This window comes from Citrobacter sp. VF227, from assembly GCF_052950715.1.
Map to the genome: position 1 here is coordinate 32,318 of NZ_JBRFVF010000012.1, position 14,146 is coordinate 46,463.

Here is a 14,146-nt window from a genome sequence, read left to right on the forward strand (position 1 = left end):
AAGTGCGGCTAACGCAGTTGCGGCACGAAATATAACGGGCAAATTATGCGCGTAACTTAACGTCGATCGCGTCTTGTGCACGATTAGTGCGTGGAGCGTCATGTGTGTGCTGGCGACCAGACACATCCAGGACTTCCTGATTATTCACCAGTTCGCCCAACGTAATGTTGTTGAGGAAGCCGGTCAGACGATCGCTCAGATCGCGCCACAGCGCGTGAGTCAGGCATTTATCGCCGCCCTGACAACCGCCTTTGCCCTGGCAACGAGTCGCATCTACTGACTCGTCCACAGCGCTGATAACTTCACCTACTGCGATGCTGCCGGCATCTTTACCCAGCAGATACCCGCCGCCTGGCCCACGTACGCTGGAAACCAGACCGTTTTTACGCAAACGGGAAAACAGCTGCTCCAGATATGACAGGGAAATTCCCTGACGTTCAGAAATATCAGCCAACGGTACCGGGCCCGTTTCGGAGTTGAGCGCAACGTCCAACATTGCGGTCACGGCATAACGCCCTTTTGATGTCAGTCTCATGTCTTACTTAGCCTCAAACTCGCCCCTGCCCGGGGTTTTTTATTGTAAAATGGGGGTATTGCATAGCAGGGGCAAGTCTGACATTCCCGACTAAATCAGTCAACTATTTACTTGACTAATTTAGTCAGGTATTTAACCTTCAGTGCCATTTTTACTTGCCGGAGGCGTTACGTTTACTTGCCTTTATTCTGTTGCTCAATTGAAGCTAAAATTCCGCGCAAAATGTTCAGCTCCTGGCTCTCAGGACGTGCGCGCGTAAACAGACGGCGCAGCTTGTTCATCACCTGTCCCGGATGCCCTTCGCGGATAAACCCGGTCGACAGCAGCGTTTGTTCCAGATGACCGTAAAAACGCTCTAAATCATCGACCAGCGGGTACTCAGCGTCTTCGTATTCTGCGGTCTTCTCGCTTTCCTGCGTCGCCAGCCAGGCCATGCGCACTTCATAAGAAATGACCTGTACCGCCATCGCCAGATTCAGCGAACTGTATTCCGGGTTCGCGGCAATAGCGACGTGGTAATGGCACTTCTGCAGTTCTTCATTCGTCAGGCCAACGCGTTCACGACCAAACACCAGCGCCACGGGCGAACTCGTCGCTTCAGAGACGCTTTTTAAGCCGCATTCGCGCGGATCCAGCATCGGCCACGGCAGCGTACGGGAGCGCGCGCTGGTGCCTACCACCAGGCTGCAACCTGCCAGCGCTTCATCGAGAGTATCGACGATCTGCGCGCTGCCGATCACATCGCTGGCACCTGCCGCCAGAGCGATGGCCTGGGAATCCGGTTTAACCAGTGGATTTACCAACCACAGATTGGTTAAACCCATGGTTTTCATTGCGCGGGCTACAGAGCCCATGTTGCCAGTGTGAGAGGTTTCCACCAGCACAATTCGAATATTTTGCAGCATTGTATTTCTTCGGCTAAAGATTATTCGACCATATTATCATAAAACGAAGACATATTCCGAACTCGCTGCTATACTCTGCGCCGTTTTCCCGTTCTTTAACATCCAGTGAGAGAGACCGATGCATCCGATGCTGACCATCGCCGTGCGCGCAGCGCGCAAGGCGGGTAATGTAATTGCCAAACACTACGAAACCCCCGACTCTGTAGAAACCAGCCAGAAAGGCAGCAATGATTTCGTGACTAACGTCGATAAAGCCGCCGAAGCGATTATTATCGAAACTATTCGCAAATCTTACCCACAGCACACCATCATCACCGAAGAAAGCGGTGAGCACGCTGGTGAAGATCAGGATGTTCAATGGGTTATCGATCCACTGGATGGCACTACTAACTTCGTAAAACGTCTGCCGCACTTCGCGGTATCCATCGCGGTACGCATTAAAGGCCGTACTGAAGTCGCCGTTGTTTACGATCCAATGCGTAACGAACTGTTCACCGCAACTCGCGGCCAGGGCGCACAGCTGAACGGCTATCGTCTGCGTGGCAGCACCGCCCGCGATCTGGACGGCACCATCATCGCCACCGGTTTCCCGTTCAAAGCGAAGCAGCACGCTGCTTCTTATATGAAAATTCTTGGCAAAATGTTTACCGAGTGCGCTGACTTCCGCCGCACAGGTTCTGCTGCGCTGGATCTGGCTTATGTGGCCGCTGCGCGCGTTGACGGTTACTTCGAAATTGGTTTGAAACCCTGGGACTTCGCCGCAGGTGAGCTGATTGCGCGTGAAGCCGGCGCACTGGTTTGCGACTTCACCGGTGGTCATAACTACCTGGCGACCGGCAACATCGTTGCAGGTAACCCGCGCGTTGTTAAAGCCATGCTGGCTAACATGCGTGACGAACTGAGCGATGCGCTGAAGCGTTAATCTGCTGTGGTGCCGGATGCGACGCTTTCGCGTCTTATCCGGCCTACAAGTCATACCATTCCGCTCACTAACCTAAAACGGTCTTATCCCTCGCCCTACCGGCACCGCGCTCATCCACATCACTACCGCAGCAACAATAAGCACTGCACCACCGGCTAATGCCAGCGTTGTCCAGCCAATCTGTCGCCACAGCACCGGCGCTTTATGTCCGCTAAGTCTCACCGCCAGTGAGCGAAAACTGTGTACCAGCAGAGCCAGTGACGTAATCGTCAAAGAGGTTCCTGCCGCCATCGCCAACGCCGACGCCATGCCCCAGCTAAAGACGCCAACCACTTTACTGAACAGCAGCACCATAATTGCACCAGAGCAGGGACGCATGCCCATGGAGAGAATAATCATCAGCCGCGCGCGCCAGTCATCTCCGCTTTGCATTGGTTCCGGCTTGGGCAAATGCTGATGCCCACAACCGCAGCCCTCGTGATGCACATGGTACGGCGTAAAGGCGGTGAATTTCGGCCGACGCAGCAGCTGGCGCAATTTCTTCAGCGCACGGACGCACAATAAAACGCCCAACATGCCAACCAGCGCATAACTTCCCTTCTCCAGCCAGAAACTGCTCATATGCAGCTGCCGGGCAGGCAGTTGCAGCACCGTGAGGACTACAACCACCAGTCCTATTGCCACCAGCCCCTGCAATAGTGAAGACGCCAGCGTCAGCCCAATGCTCGACTTGAGCTTCGACGGATGCGTCGCAAGCCAGGTCGTGATGACAATTTTGCCGTGCCCCGGCCCCAATGCGTGCAATACCCCATAAAGAAAGCTAAACAACAGCAGAGATCCGCCCGCACGAGTGGGATTCGCGGCAACCGCTTTCAGCAACCCGCTCATCTGCTGGTTAACGTCGCGCTGCCAGACAACACTTTGCATCATTACCTGAGGCCAGGCCTGCCACAACCACAGCCCCCCGCCTGTCGCCAGCAACAAAAAGACCGCCAGCGGCCATAGCGTGAGCCAACGGCGTCTGGCTGCGCGTTGTTGATAAACTACTGACATTGCAGTGTCACCGTCTGTGCAAACTGTTTACCCAATTCCATATCCTCCGGCGGAGCGTCTTCTTTATCCAGCGACTGCGCAAAGCTCAGCATGTGTTCATTCGGCGTCGGCGTATGCATTGAAATATGGCATTGCTGGCTTATAGTCTGCGAAAGCCGGGCGTCGCTGTCTTTGTCATAGCTCATATCGACGTAGTAGGTCGGATCGAAGGTTGAAATAGTATATTTTTGACCGCTCAGTGGTTGAGCTTCGGCCAGCGGCAGAACGAACGTCAGCACCGCCTGGTGTTCTTCACGCTCCATGCCATATTCCGTCGGTCTGTTTTTAAACTTTACCTTTTTCCCATCGTGCCACACTTCGGTGAAATAGTGCTGCCCGAGAACGTTGGCCATCACTTCCGCCGCCAGTTTCTTCCAAATTTCATCGCCAGGTTTAGCATTCCCCGCGTCGTAGAGCAGATCCGCCGACGTGATTTCATCCATCGTCCAGCGCATTTTTAGCGCGACGAACCGATCATTCTCGCTCACGACTTCGGTTTTCAGATGAATAAAGCTGTGGGGATGCGCACCTGCGCCAAAGGACAGGACAGCGAGAAACAACGTCATAATGATACGTTTAACGCCTTGCATGAGTTCTCCACGTTAAAAATCAACACCGCCACAAATAATGATGCCGTATTTGGCGCAAGTGTGCCGAGGATACCATCGAACGAAAAAAAGTTGAGCACCCTTTTCCGGTATCGATTCAGTTCTCAATTTCGATAATTTATTCTTCATCAATGTCAGCCTAAATCCCTTTTTTACGCCACAACTTAAGTTAAATGAAAATAGAATGTTAATTAATGGTTTAATTTTAATGTTTTTTTAACTTAAAATTCATTCGCATCAATAAAAATCCGCTCAATTTTAACCAAAATCTAACTATTTATTTTCCATAAATTAACAATAACGGATATAGATCACATTCATCAAACTTGTGGTTCATTCCCTCTTCCATTCGTTGTTAACTTCACGCCGTGACATGTCCTGCCCCCTACAAAAGGTACAACTATGAAATTCAAACTCGCATTACTCAGTGCAACCCTGGTTTCTGCATGCATGTTGTCCGGCACGTCCTTTGCGGCGGAAAAATATGAAATTGCTGTGGTTGCCAAAGTCACCGGTATTCCTTGGTTTAACCGCATGGAAACCGGTGTTAACGAAGCAGCAAAAAAACTGGATGTGAACGCTTACCAGACCGGTCCGTCTACGCCGGATCCGGCACAGCAGGTCAAAGTGATTGAGGATCTGATCGCCAAAAACGTCAACGCGATCATCGTGGTACCGAATGATGCCAAAGTTCTTGAGCCAGTACTGAAAAAAGCTCGCGATAAAGGCATTGTGGTCCTGACGCACGAATCCCCGGACGAGCAAATCGGTCAGTGGGATATCGAAACCATCGATAGTGAAAAATACGCACAAGCCAACGTCGATGAGCTAGCAAAAAACATGGGCGGCAAAGGGGGTTATGCCATCTATGTTGGTTCGCTGACGGTCCCGCTGCATAACGCGTGGGCGGATTATGCAATCAAGTACCAGAAAGAAAAATATCCGGAAATGTTCGAAGTCACTTCACGTCTGCCGGTTGCGGAAAGCATCGATAAATCCTACGCCACGACGCTGGATCTGATGAAAACCTATCCGCAGATGAAGGGGATTATTGGTTTCGGCTCGCTGGGTCCAATCGGTGCGGGTCAGGCTGTACAGAAAAAACGCGCCAAAGATAAAATTGCCGTCGTCGGGATCGCCATGCCAGCACAAGCTGCGCCTTACCTGATGCGCGGTGATATCAAAAAAGCGCTGCTGTGGGATCCAAAAGATGCGGGCTATGCGCTGGTAACGGTCGCCGATCAGCTGTTGCAGGGCAAAGAAGTCAATGCCGATCTGAGTATCGACGGTTTAGGGAAAGCCGATATCGACACGGAGAAGAAAGTGATCCGCTTTAATAAGATCCTCGAAGTCACCAAAGACAACGCACAATCACTTGGTTTCTAAGGCTTTAGCCAACACCAGGGAACCTTAACGCCGACCGTCTGGTCGGCGCTATCAACCAAACTAACACTCAGCGTCCGTCAGGGCGCTCGCAGGGGTATTGTCCATGACAGACACCACCGCATTTATCACTCTTGAGAATATCAGCAAACAATTCCCGGGCGTGCTGGCGCTGGATAACGTGAATCTGACGCTGAGAAAAGGCGAAGTTCACTGTCTGGCGGGTCAAAACGGCTGTGGTAAAAGCACCATTATTAAAGTGATCTGCGGGGTTTATCACCCGGAAAAAGGCGCGCAGATTTTACTCGACGGAAAATTGTTCCATCACCTGACGCCGCAGCTCTCTTCCCATTATGGCATTCAGGTTATTTATCAGGACCTGTCGTTGTTCCCGAATTTTAGCGTCGCGGAAAATATCGCGGTCAACCGTTATCTGCCTGGTGGCGATATCTGGGTACGTCGTGGCGCCATGAAGCAGCAGGCGTTGGCCGCCATGAAGCGTATCGGTGTGAACATCGATCCCGACAAAAAAGTTGAAAAACTCTCGATTGCCGACCGACAGCTGGTCGCCATTTGCCGGGCGATTGCCGCCGATGCACGTCTGGTCATTATGGATGAACCCACCGCCTCGCTGACCCGTCAGGAGGTCAATGGCCTGCTGAAGGTGGTTAACGAACTGAAAGCGGCTGGCATTTGCGTGGTGTTTGTCAGCCATCGCCTGGATGAAGTAATGGAAGTCGCTGACCGCATCAGCGTGATGCGCGACGGCAAACTGGTGGGCACGTACCCTGCCAGCGAACTGGACAGCCACGAGCTGGCTTTCCTGATGACCGGACAACGCTTCCACTACAGCCCGCTGCCGGAAAAATCATTCGACGATCGAGAACCCCTGCTTGAGCTGCGCAACCTCAGCCGCAGAGGCAAATACCAGAACATTAATCTGTCGCTGCATGGCGGCGAGATTGTTTCCATTGTCGGCCTGCTGGGCGCCGGGCGTACCGAGCTTTGTTTGAGCCTGTTCGGCATGACGCACCCGGAAAGCGGCGAGATGCGTATTAACGGTCAGCCGGTCACGCTTCGTAATAACCACGACGCCATTAAGCACGGGATCGGCTACGTCTCAGAAGATCGCCTGACGCAGGGGCTGATCATGGAGCAGTCGATTTACGACAACACCATTGTCACGGTGTTTGATCAACTGCACACCGGTAGCGGCTTGCTCGATCATCGTAAAGCGCAAAAGCTGGTCGCCGATTTAATCCGCGAACTGAATATCAAAGTGTCCGATCCGCACCTGCCGGTCAAAACGCTTTCCGGCGGCAATGCCCAGCGTATCGCCATTGCCAAATGGGTGGCAACCAATCCGCGCATTCTGATCCTCGACTCCCCGACTGTTGGCGTGGATATCGCCAACAAAGAGGGTATTTACCAGATCGCCCGCGATCTGGCGGAACAAGGTATGGCGGTGCTGATGATTTGCGATGAAATTCCGGAAGCGTATTACAACAGCCACCGCGTGCTGGTGATGCGTCGCGGCAGGCTGGTGGCGGAATTTAATCCTCATCACTGCCGTGAAGAGGAGATTGCTGAAGTGGTCGAGGTAATCAATGAATAAGATGCATCTCTCCCGTTTAATCGGGCAACATGAATTCTGGCTGGGCCTGCTGGTCGTGGCGCTGGCGGTTGGGCTAAGTGTCAGCACCGATGAGTTCCTCTCGCTCGGCAATCTGACAGATGTGGCCACCAGCTACGCGATTCTCGGCATTCTTGCCTGCGGGTTGTTTGTGGTGTTGATTTCCGGCGGGATCGACATCTCATTTCCGGCGATGACCGCAATTGCCCAGTATGCGATGGCCAGTTGGGTGATCGGCCACGGCGGCAACTTCGCACTGGCGTTAACCATTGCGATTGCGGTGGGGCTGCTTCTTGGACTGATTAATGGCTTCCTGGTCTACTGGCTGCGCGTTCCGGCAATCATCATTACCATCGCCACGCTGAACGTCTACTACGGCCTTCTGGTTTACACCACCAAAGGCACCTGGCTGTACGGTTTCCCTGACTGGTTTATGAACGGCATTAACTGGTTGTCGTTCACTGCGGCAGATGGCTACGACTACGGCCTGACCCTGCCTCTGCTGTGTCTGGCGGCGGTGATCGTCTGTACCGCTGTGCTGATGAACTATACCCGTCTTGGCCGTCAGGTTTACGCCATGGGCGGTAATCGCGACGCAGCGTCACGCCTCGGTCTGAACCTGCTGAAGCTGCATTTCTACGTGTATGGTTACATGGGTATTCTGGCAGGCATTGCCGCCGTGGTTCAGGCGCAAATTACCCAGTCAGTTGCGCCCAATTCGCTGCTCGGTTTTGAGCTGACGGTGCTGGCGGCGGTCGTACTCGGCGGAACCAGCATGAGCGGCGGACGCGGTACGTTGACCGGAACCCTGCTCGGCGTTGTCCTGCTCGCCTTCTTACAAAATGGTCTGACGCTGCTCAGCGTCTCCTCTTACTGGCACACCGTGTTCAGCGGCGCCATTATCCTGGTCAGCATTAGTGCCACGGCCTGGAACGAAAAACGCAAACTGGCAAGGGAGCTTTGAGATGAAAACAATCGCCAGATTTTTACCCGGTGATGCCATCATTCGTCTGCAATGCGTCATTATTGTGGTCGTTGCCCTGGTCTTCTCGGCCCTGCTTGGCAGCCGCTTTTTTAGCGTCGCTAACTTCCAGTCGATAGGCTCACAGTTACCGATCCTCGGCATGCTGGCCCTCGGAATGGGTATGACCATGCTGACCGGCGGCATTAACCTGTCAATTATTGCCGGAGCGAACGCCTGCTCGCTGGTGATGGCAGCGATTATCGTCACCCATCCGGATAACCCGCTGTTTCTGGTGCTGGCGCTGCTGGCAGGCGCTGCCGTGGCGGTGGCTATCGGTACGCTCAACGGCGCGCTGATTGCCTGGGTCGGCGTCTCACCGATTCTCGCCACCCTCGGCACGATGACACTTATCTCCGGGCTGAATATTCTGCTCTCCAACGGGACGGTGATTTCGGGTTTCCCGACTGCCATTCAGTATCTTGGCAACGCCACGATTGCGGGTATTCCGGTGGCGCTGTTGCTCTTTTTCCTGGTGGCAATCCTGCTATGGGTACTGCTGGAGCACACCACGCTGGGGCGCAGTCTTTATCTCGTCGGCTCCAATGAACAGGCTACCCGCTACAGCGGCGTGAATACCGTGCGGGTACAAATTTCCGTGTACGTTATTTCAGCCCTGCTCGGCTGGGTCGCCGCCATTCTGATGATGGCGAAATTCAACTCGGCAAAAGCCGGATACGGTGAGTCCTACCTGCTGGTCACCATCCTTGCCTCCGTACTCGGCGGCATCAATCCGGATGGCGGCTTCGGACGCATTATCGGCCTGGTATTGGCGCTGATTGTGCTGCAAATGCTGGAAAGCGGCCTTAACTTGCTGGGGGTTAGCAGCTATCTGACGATGGCGCTGTGGGGCGCGGTGCTGATCCTCTTTATCGCATTACAGAATCGTAAAGCCTGATTTCAGGAGAAAAAATTATGGCAAGTTACTTTATTGGTGTGGATGTCGGAACCGGAAGCGCCCGCGCTGGCGTGTTTGATCTCAACGGCAGAATGGTCGGTCAGGCCAGTCGGGCCATCGAAATTTACCGTCCGCAGGCCGATTTTGTTGAGCAGTCTTCCGATAACATCTGGCAGGCAGTGTGTAACGCGGTTCGCGATGCGATTAACCAGTCGGATATCAACCCTATCCAGGTGAAAGGTCTGGGCTTTGACGCGACCTGTTCACTGGTGGTGTTGGATAAAGAAGGTAAACCGCTGACCATCAGCCCGTCCGGGCGCAGTGAACAAAACATCATTGTGTGGATGGATCACCGCGCGATTACCCAGGCCGAACGCATCAACGCCCTGCATCATCGGGTGCTGGACTACGTTGGCGGCATTATTTCGCCGGAAATGCAGACGCCAAAGCTGCTGTGGCTGAAGCAACATATGCCCAATACGTGGGCCAATGCAGGTTATTACTTTGACCTGCCCGATTTCCTGACATGGCGCGCAACGGGCGATGACACGCGCTCATTGTGTTCAACAGTGTGCAAATGGACCTACATGGGCCATGAAGACAAATGGGATGCCAGCTATTTCCGCCAGATTGGGCTGGAAGACTTGCTGGAACATGATGCCGCCAAAATTGGCCGTTACGTGAAAACTATGGGCGAACCGCTTGGTCACGGGCTGTCAGCACGCGCCGCCAGCGAAATGGGGCTGATACCCGGAACCGCGGTCAGCGTCTCGATCATCGATGCCCACGCCGGTACGCTCGGCACGCTTGGTGCCTGCGGTGTTTCCGGCGAGGTGGCTGATTTCGATCGCCGCGTCGCACTGATTGGCGGCACCTCCACCGGGCACATGGCGATTTCCAAAGAGCCACGTTTTATCGGCGGTGTCTGGGGGCCTTACTACTCAGCAGTACTGCCGGAGTACTGGCTCAACGAAGGTGGACAGTCAGCAACCGGGGCGTTAATCGACCACGTAATTCAGTCGCATCCCTGTTACGAAACCTTGTTGGCCCAGGCGAAGTCTCAGGGGCAAACCATTTATGAAGTACTGAATGCGCTGCTGCGTAAAATGGCCGGAGAGCCGGAAGATATCGCCTTTCTGACCCGCGACATGCACATCTTGCCCTATTTCCACGGCAACCGCTCGCCGCGTGCCAACCCCACACTCACGGGGGGGATCACCGGACTGAAACTGTCGCGCACGCCGGAAGATATGGCGCTACAGTACCTCGCGACCATCCAGGCTATTGCGCTGGGAACGCGCCATATTATTGAAACGATGAATCAAAGCGGCTATACCATCGATACGATTATGGCCAGCGGCGGCGGAACGAAAAACCCGATCTTCGTCCAGGAGCATGCCAACGCCACTGGCTGCGCCATGCTACTGCCTGAAGAGAGCGAAGCCATGCTGCTGGGCGGCGCCATGATGGGGACTATCGCCGCAGGCGTATTCGACACCTTCCCGGAAGCGATGTCGGCAATGAGCCGGATTGGTAAAACGGTCACCCCGCAGACCAATCGCATCAAGCAGTACTACGATCGCAAATATCGGGTGTTCCACGAGATGTATCAGGACCATATGAAATACCGCCAGTTGATGCAGGAGGACGCATGAGTGATTCATGGTCTCAGGCCAGCGGCGTATTCCAGCTCTATAGCGATGCCCTTGCGGGTCTGGGGCAGCATTTGACTGAACCGCTCTGGCAGTCGCTGATGGCGGAGTTGCGCGGTTGTCAGGGTAAAATCGTCGTTACCGGCGTCGGTACATCCGGTATTGCGGCGCGTAAAGTCGCGCATATGCTTGCCTGCGTGGAACGTCCGGCGATTTATCTCAACGCGACGGATGCAGCGCATGGCGATTTGGGCTTCTTACGCGCTAACGACCTGGTGATTATGCTGTCGCGTGGGGGAAATTCGGATGAACTCACCCGACTGCTGCCAGGGCTAACAGCGAGGAATGTGCCAATCCTGAGCGTGACTGAAAACGCCGATTCGGCCATCGCTAAAGCGTCGAGGTTGGTGATATCCACCGGTGTCCAGCGAGAGGCTGACCCGTTGAACATGTTGGCTACCACCTCTATTTTACTGGTGCTGGCTATCTTTGACGCCGCCTGTGCCTGTCTGATGAGCGAGAGCGGCTACTCAAAGGAAACGCTGCTGGCGGTCCATCCGGGCGGCGATGTGGGATTAACGCTGAGTCGTGGGCGGTAACGCCAGACAGCTGTTACGGAGGTAATGAATTTGTTGCCTCCGTCGTATTGCTACGTTCACCTAAAGTTTTCACTTCTCTGAAACGATACTCCCTGTGAACGTGTTAAGGGTATCAGCGCTTCAGAGAAATGACACTGCTGAGGTGAACGGAACCCTTTCTCTGCGAGAGCATGTTCATACCACCCTCCGCCAGCATTCCCCCCTCTGGCATTTTTTATATCTCAACAAAAGATAAAACAGTGAAAAAGCGGATTAACGCGCTGCGTTCCACTCCCGCTATCTGATCCCCACGTGAAAAATTCTGTGACGCCCTCCAGCATTCCTGGTGGAAAGCATTCCATTCCCCAAATCTATGAGCAAACTTTAGCTATTCTTATCAAACATACTTACGGGAGATCCTACAGATGATGTCAACGCTTGCTCCGCCATCTGTACTTTCCGCTCCCCAGCGCCGTTGCCAGGTACTGCTGACGCTTTTCCTGCCCGGCCAAATCGCTACGGCTCAAACCTTTACCAGCCTTAATGGCGTTGATGATGCCACGGTCCAGGAAGATATTATTGGCGCAGGACTCGAAATCCAGCGTTATCATCGACTCGCGATTACCATCGCGCAACATGGTGGCTATACGATCGAAGGAACTCCGCTCAATCAGCGCCTGTGTCTGTTGCAGTGGCTGCGCCGTGGTTTGCGAATTTGCCCGACTTTTATCGCCCAGCATTTCACGCCCGCATTAAAAATGGAGCTGAAACAACGAGGTATTGCGCGGACGCTGTATGACGACACCAACCTGCATGCGCTTATTAACCTCTGTTCCCGGCGCTTGCAAAAACCCTTTGAGTGCCGTGATATTCAGTTCCTGCGCTTGTATTTACAGTATTGCCTGCTGCAACATCACGCAGGGATCACCCCGGAGTTTAATCCGCTCCAGCAACGGTGGGCGCAATCCTGCGCTGAGTATCCGCTCGCAGAGGAAATTGGCCGCCACTGGCAGCGCCACGTCATGCAAAGTGCGCCGCTGGGCGAATCGTTGTTTATGGCGTTGTTATTCTCAATGATCCGCATCCCCGACCCTATCCGCGATAATCACCAGCAGGATCGCCGCCTGCGTCTTGCTATTGCTCGGCTGGTGCTGCGTTTTCGCGAGTATGGCAACGTCCGCTTCAGCGATGAGCAAGGACTGAATGACCAGCTTTATATTCATCTTGCCCAGGCGCTTAACCGTAGCGTGTTTGCCATTGGCATTGATAACACACTGCCGGAGGAGTTCAGCCGACTTTATCCCCGACTAGTACGTACCACCCGCGAGGCGATACACGGCTTCGAAGCGGAATACGACGTGCAGTTTTCAGAAGAAGAGATCGGGCTGGTTGCGGTTATTTTCGGTGCCTGGCTGATGCAGGAGAAGGATTTGCACGAGAAGCAGATTATCCTGCTGACCGGTAGTAACGAACAACTCGAAATGCATATAGAACAACAGCTGCGCGAACTAACGCTGCTGCCGCTCAACGTAAAACATATGCCAATGCAGGACTTTCAAAAAGAGGGCGCGCCGCGCGGTGTAACGCTGATCGTCACACCATACACTACGCCGCTGCCGCTGTTTTCACCGCCGTTGATTCATGCGGATCTGGCGCTGACGTCTCACCAGCAGCAGCAGATCCGCAAAATCCTCGAATCATAATGTTGCAGGCTGCGCCACCACTTTCGGGCGCAGCACGATAGCCGGTAGCGCCACCAGCGCCATCACCCAGAATACGCCGCTGCCCAGGTTCTGGTACAGGTAACCGGCGAAGACGGTCATGATGGCGATACTGCCGCCCATCGCCACCGCGGAATAGACCGCCTGTAAACGAATCACTTCACTGCCCTGTCGCGCAGCAATGTAACGCATTGCCGCCAGATGGCAGACGGTAAACGTTCCGCAATGCAGGATTTGCACAACAATCAGCCACGGGAGCTCTGTGCTCCAACCCATCAGCCCCCAACGAATCACGCCGCAAACGGCGGAAAGCAGCAGCAGATCGCGGGCGCTAAAGCGGCGGAACAACTTATGGCTGAGCGCAAAAATAATCACTTCCGCCACCACACCTAATGACCATAAATAGCCCACCGCCGAAGCGGAATACCCGGCAGACTGCCAGTAAATGGCGCTGAAACCGTAATAAGCCGCATGCGCGCCTTGCAGCAGACTCACGCAGGCCAGAAAACGCCAGCTTTGGGTTATCAGCGCGCGCCAGGCGGGCCATCCCGCACTCTCCTGCTGACGGGTTTCACCTGCGGGCTGCACGGTCGGGCGAATCATCATGCCCAGCAGCATCGAGGCGATGCCAAGCGACAGCAGGACCAGGATAATCCGATAGTCAAACAGGCTCACCAGCTTACCGGTCAACGCAGAGCCGATCACAAAGGCCACGGATCCCCACAACCGTACCCGACCGTAATCCATGGTTATCTGTTTTTGCCAGGTGTTGGCCAGTGCGTCGGTCAGCGGCACCAGCGGCGAGAAAAACAGGTTAAAGCCGACCATCACCACCATCAGCCACGCCACGTTGGTTCCCGCCCAGAAGGCCAGCGCAAACACCAGCGTCAACAGGGCCAAAATACGTAAAGCTGAGATCAGACGAGAGGGATCGCTTACGCGCGGCGCAATCAGTAAACTGCCGAGAAAACGGGCAATCAACCCAGTCCCCAACAGTAAACCAATCGTTTCCGGCGTCAGTCCCAGCCCTTCGAGCCAGACGCTCCAGAAAGGCAGAAAAATACCGTAGCTAAAGAAGTAAGTAAAATAACCGAGCGCCAGCCAGCGCGTGGAATGCAAAGCCATGAATCCCTCCCGTTTGGTGGCGATAGTCTGGCGACAAACGCTGGCTGGCGCAAGAGTGCATTAACACGCAGAT

The 14,146-nt window shown here is 54.2% G+C and carries 13 protein-coding genes; 8 read left to right on the forward strand and 5 right to left on the reverse strand.

Annotated elements, in window-relative coordinates; genetic code table 11:
• Positions 1–43 precede the first annotated feature (43 nt).
• The gene (gene iscR / locus ACU8YC_RS22505; protein ID WP_003037674.1) at positions 44–535 is read right to left on the reverse strand and encodes a Fe-S cluster assembly transcriptional regulator IscR; all 492 of its coding nucleotides are present in this window, start codon (positions 533–535) and stop codon (positions 44–46) included.
• Positions 536–708: 173 nt separating this feature from the next.
• On the reverse strand, positions 709–1,440 hold the full coding sequence (gene trmJ / locus ACU8YC_RS22510) for a tRNA (cytosine(32)/uridine(32)-2'-O)-methyltransferase TrmJ (RefSeq protein WP_210904477.1): 732 nt from the start codon (positions 1,438–1,440) through the stop codon (positions 709–711).
• Positions 1,441–1,558: 118 nt separating this feature from the next.
• On the opposite strand from trmJ, the gene suhB reads away from it, so the two are divergent.
• Positions 1,559–2,362 carry an inositol-1-monophosphatase gene (gene suhB, locus ACU8YC_RS22515; protein WP_003037670.1) on the forward strand — a complete coding sequence of 268 codons (804 nt, stop codon included), beginning with the start codon at positions 1,559–1,561 and terminating at the stop codon, positions 2,360–2,362.
• Between the two features lie 72 nt (positions 2,363–2,434).
• Here the strand turns inward: suhB and ACU8YC_RS22520 are convergent, their stop codons facing one another.
• Complete coding sequence (locus ACU8YC_RS22520; protein ID WP_446895762.1) at positions 2,435–3,415, reverse strand: nickel/cobalt transporter; 981 nt, start codon at positions 3,413–3,415, stop codon at positions 2,435–2,437.
• Entirely contained in the window at positions 3,406–4,044 is a 639-nt protein-coding gene (locus tag ACU8YC_RS22525; protein WP_137375884.1) for a DUF1007 family protein, read from the reverse strand. The genes ACU8YC_RS22520 and ACU8YC_RS22525 overlap by 10 nt, the downstream gene beginning before the upstream one ends.
• Before the next feature lie 420 nt (positions 4,045–4,464).
• Here ACU8YC_RS22525 and ACU8YC_RS22530 point away from each other — a divergent pair, with 420 nt between their 5' ends.
• From ACU8YC_RS22530 to csiE, 7 genes are all read left to right on the forward strand, one after another.
• Positions 4,465–5,448, forward strand: a complete 984-nt coding sequence (locus tag ACU8YC_RS22530) for an autoinducer 2 ABC transporter substrate-binding protein (RefSeq protein WP_003037665.1) — start codon at positions 4,465–4,467, stop codon at positions 5,446–5,448.
• 103 nt (positions 5,449–5,551) lie between these two features.
• The gene (locus tag ACU8YC_RS22535; protein ID WP_446895763.1) at positions 5,552–7,060 is read left to right on the forward strand and encodes a sugar ABC transporter ATP-binding protein; all 1,509 of its coding nucleotides are present in this window, start codon (positions 5,552–5,554) and stop codon (positions 7,058–7,060) included.
• Positions 7,053–8,042, forward strand: coding sequence for an ABC transporter permease (locus tag ACU8YC_RS22540; protein ID WP_446895764.1), 990 nt, complete (start codon positions 7,053–7,055; stop codon positions 8,040–8,042). Before ACU8YC_RS22535 ends, ACU8YC_RS22540 begins: the two co-directional genes overlap by 8 nt.
• A gap of 1 nt (position 8,043) precedes the next feature.
• Complete coding sequence (locus tag ACU8YC_RS22545) at positions 8,044–8,997, forward strand: ABC transporter permease (RefSeq protein ID WP_003037658.1); 954 nt, start codon at positions 8,044–8,046, stop codon at positions 8,995–8,997.
• A gap of 17 nt (positions 8,998–9,014) precedes the next feature.
• Positions 9,015–10,652 carry an FGGY-family carbohydrate kinase gene (locus ACU8YC_RS22550; protein WP_151224089.1) on the forward strand — a complete coding sequence of 546 codons (1,638 nt, stop codon included), beginning with the start codon at positions 9,015–9,017 and terminating at the stop codon, positions 10,650–10,652.
• Positions 10,649–11,248 carry a KpsF/GutQ family sugar-phosphate isomerase gene (locus tag ACU8YC_RS22555; RefSeq protein WP_151217666.1) on the forward strand — a complete coding sequence of 200 codons (600 nt, stop codon included), beginning with the start codon at positions 10,649–10,651 and terminating at the stop codon, positions 11,246–11,248. The genes ACU8YC_RS22550 and ACU8YC_RS22555 overlap by 4 nt, the downstream gene beginning before the upstream one ends.
• Before the next feature lie 404 nt (positions 11,249–11,652).
• On the forward strand, positions 11,653–12,930 hold the full coding sequence (gene csiE / locus ACU8YC_RS22560; protein WP_151224090.1) for a stationary phase inducible protein CsiE: 1,278 nt from the start codon (positions 11,653–11,655) through the stop codon (positions 12,928–12,930).
• Here the strand turns inward: csiE and ACU8YC_RS22565 are convergent.
• Positions 12,925–14,073, reverse strand: a complete 1,149-nt coding sequence (locus tag ACU8YC_RS22565; protein ID WP_151217668.1) for a 3-phenylpropionate MFS transporter — start codon at positions 14,071–14,073, stop codon at positions 12,925–12,927. The two genes, csiE and ACU8YC_RS22565, sit on opposite strands and share 6 nt — an antisense overlap.
• Positions 14,074–14,146: the final 73 nt, after the last annotated feature.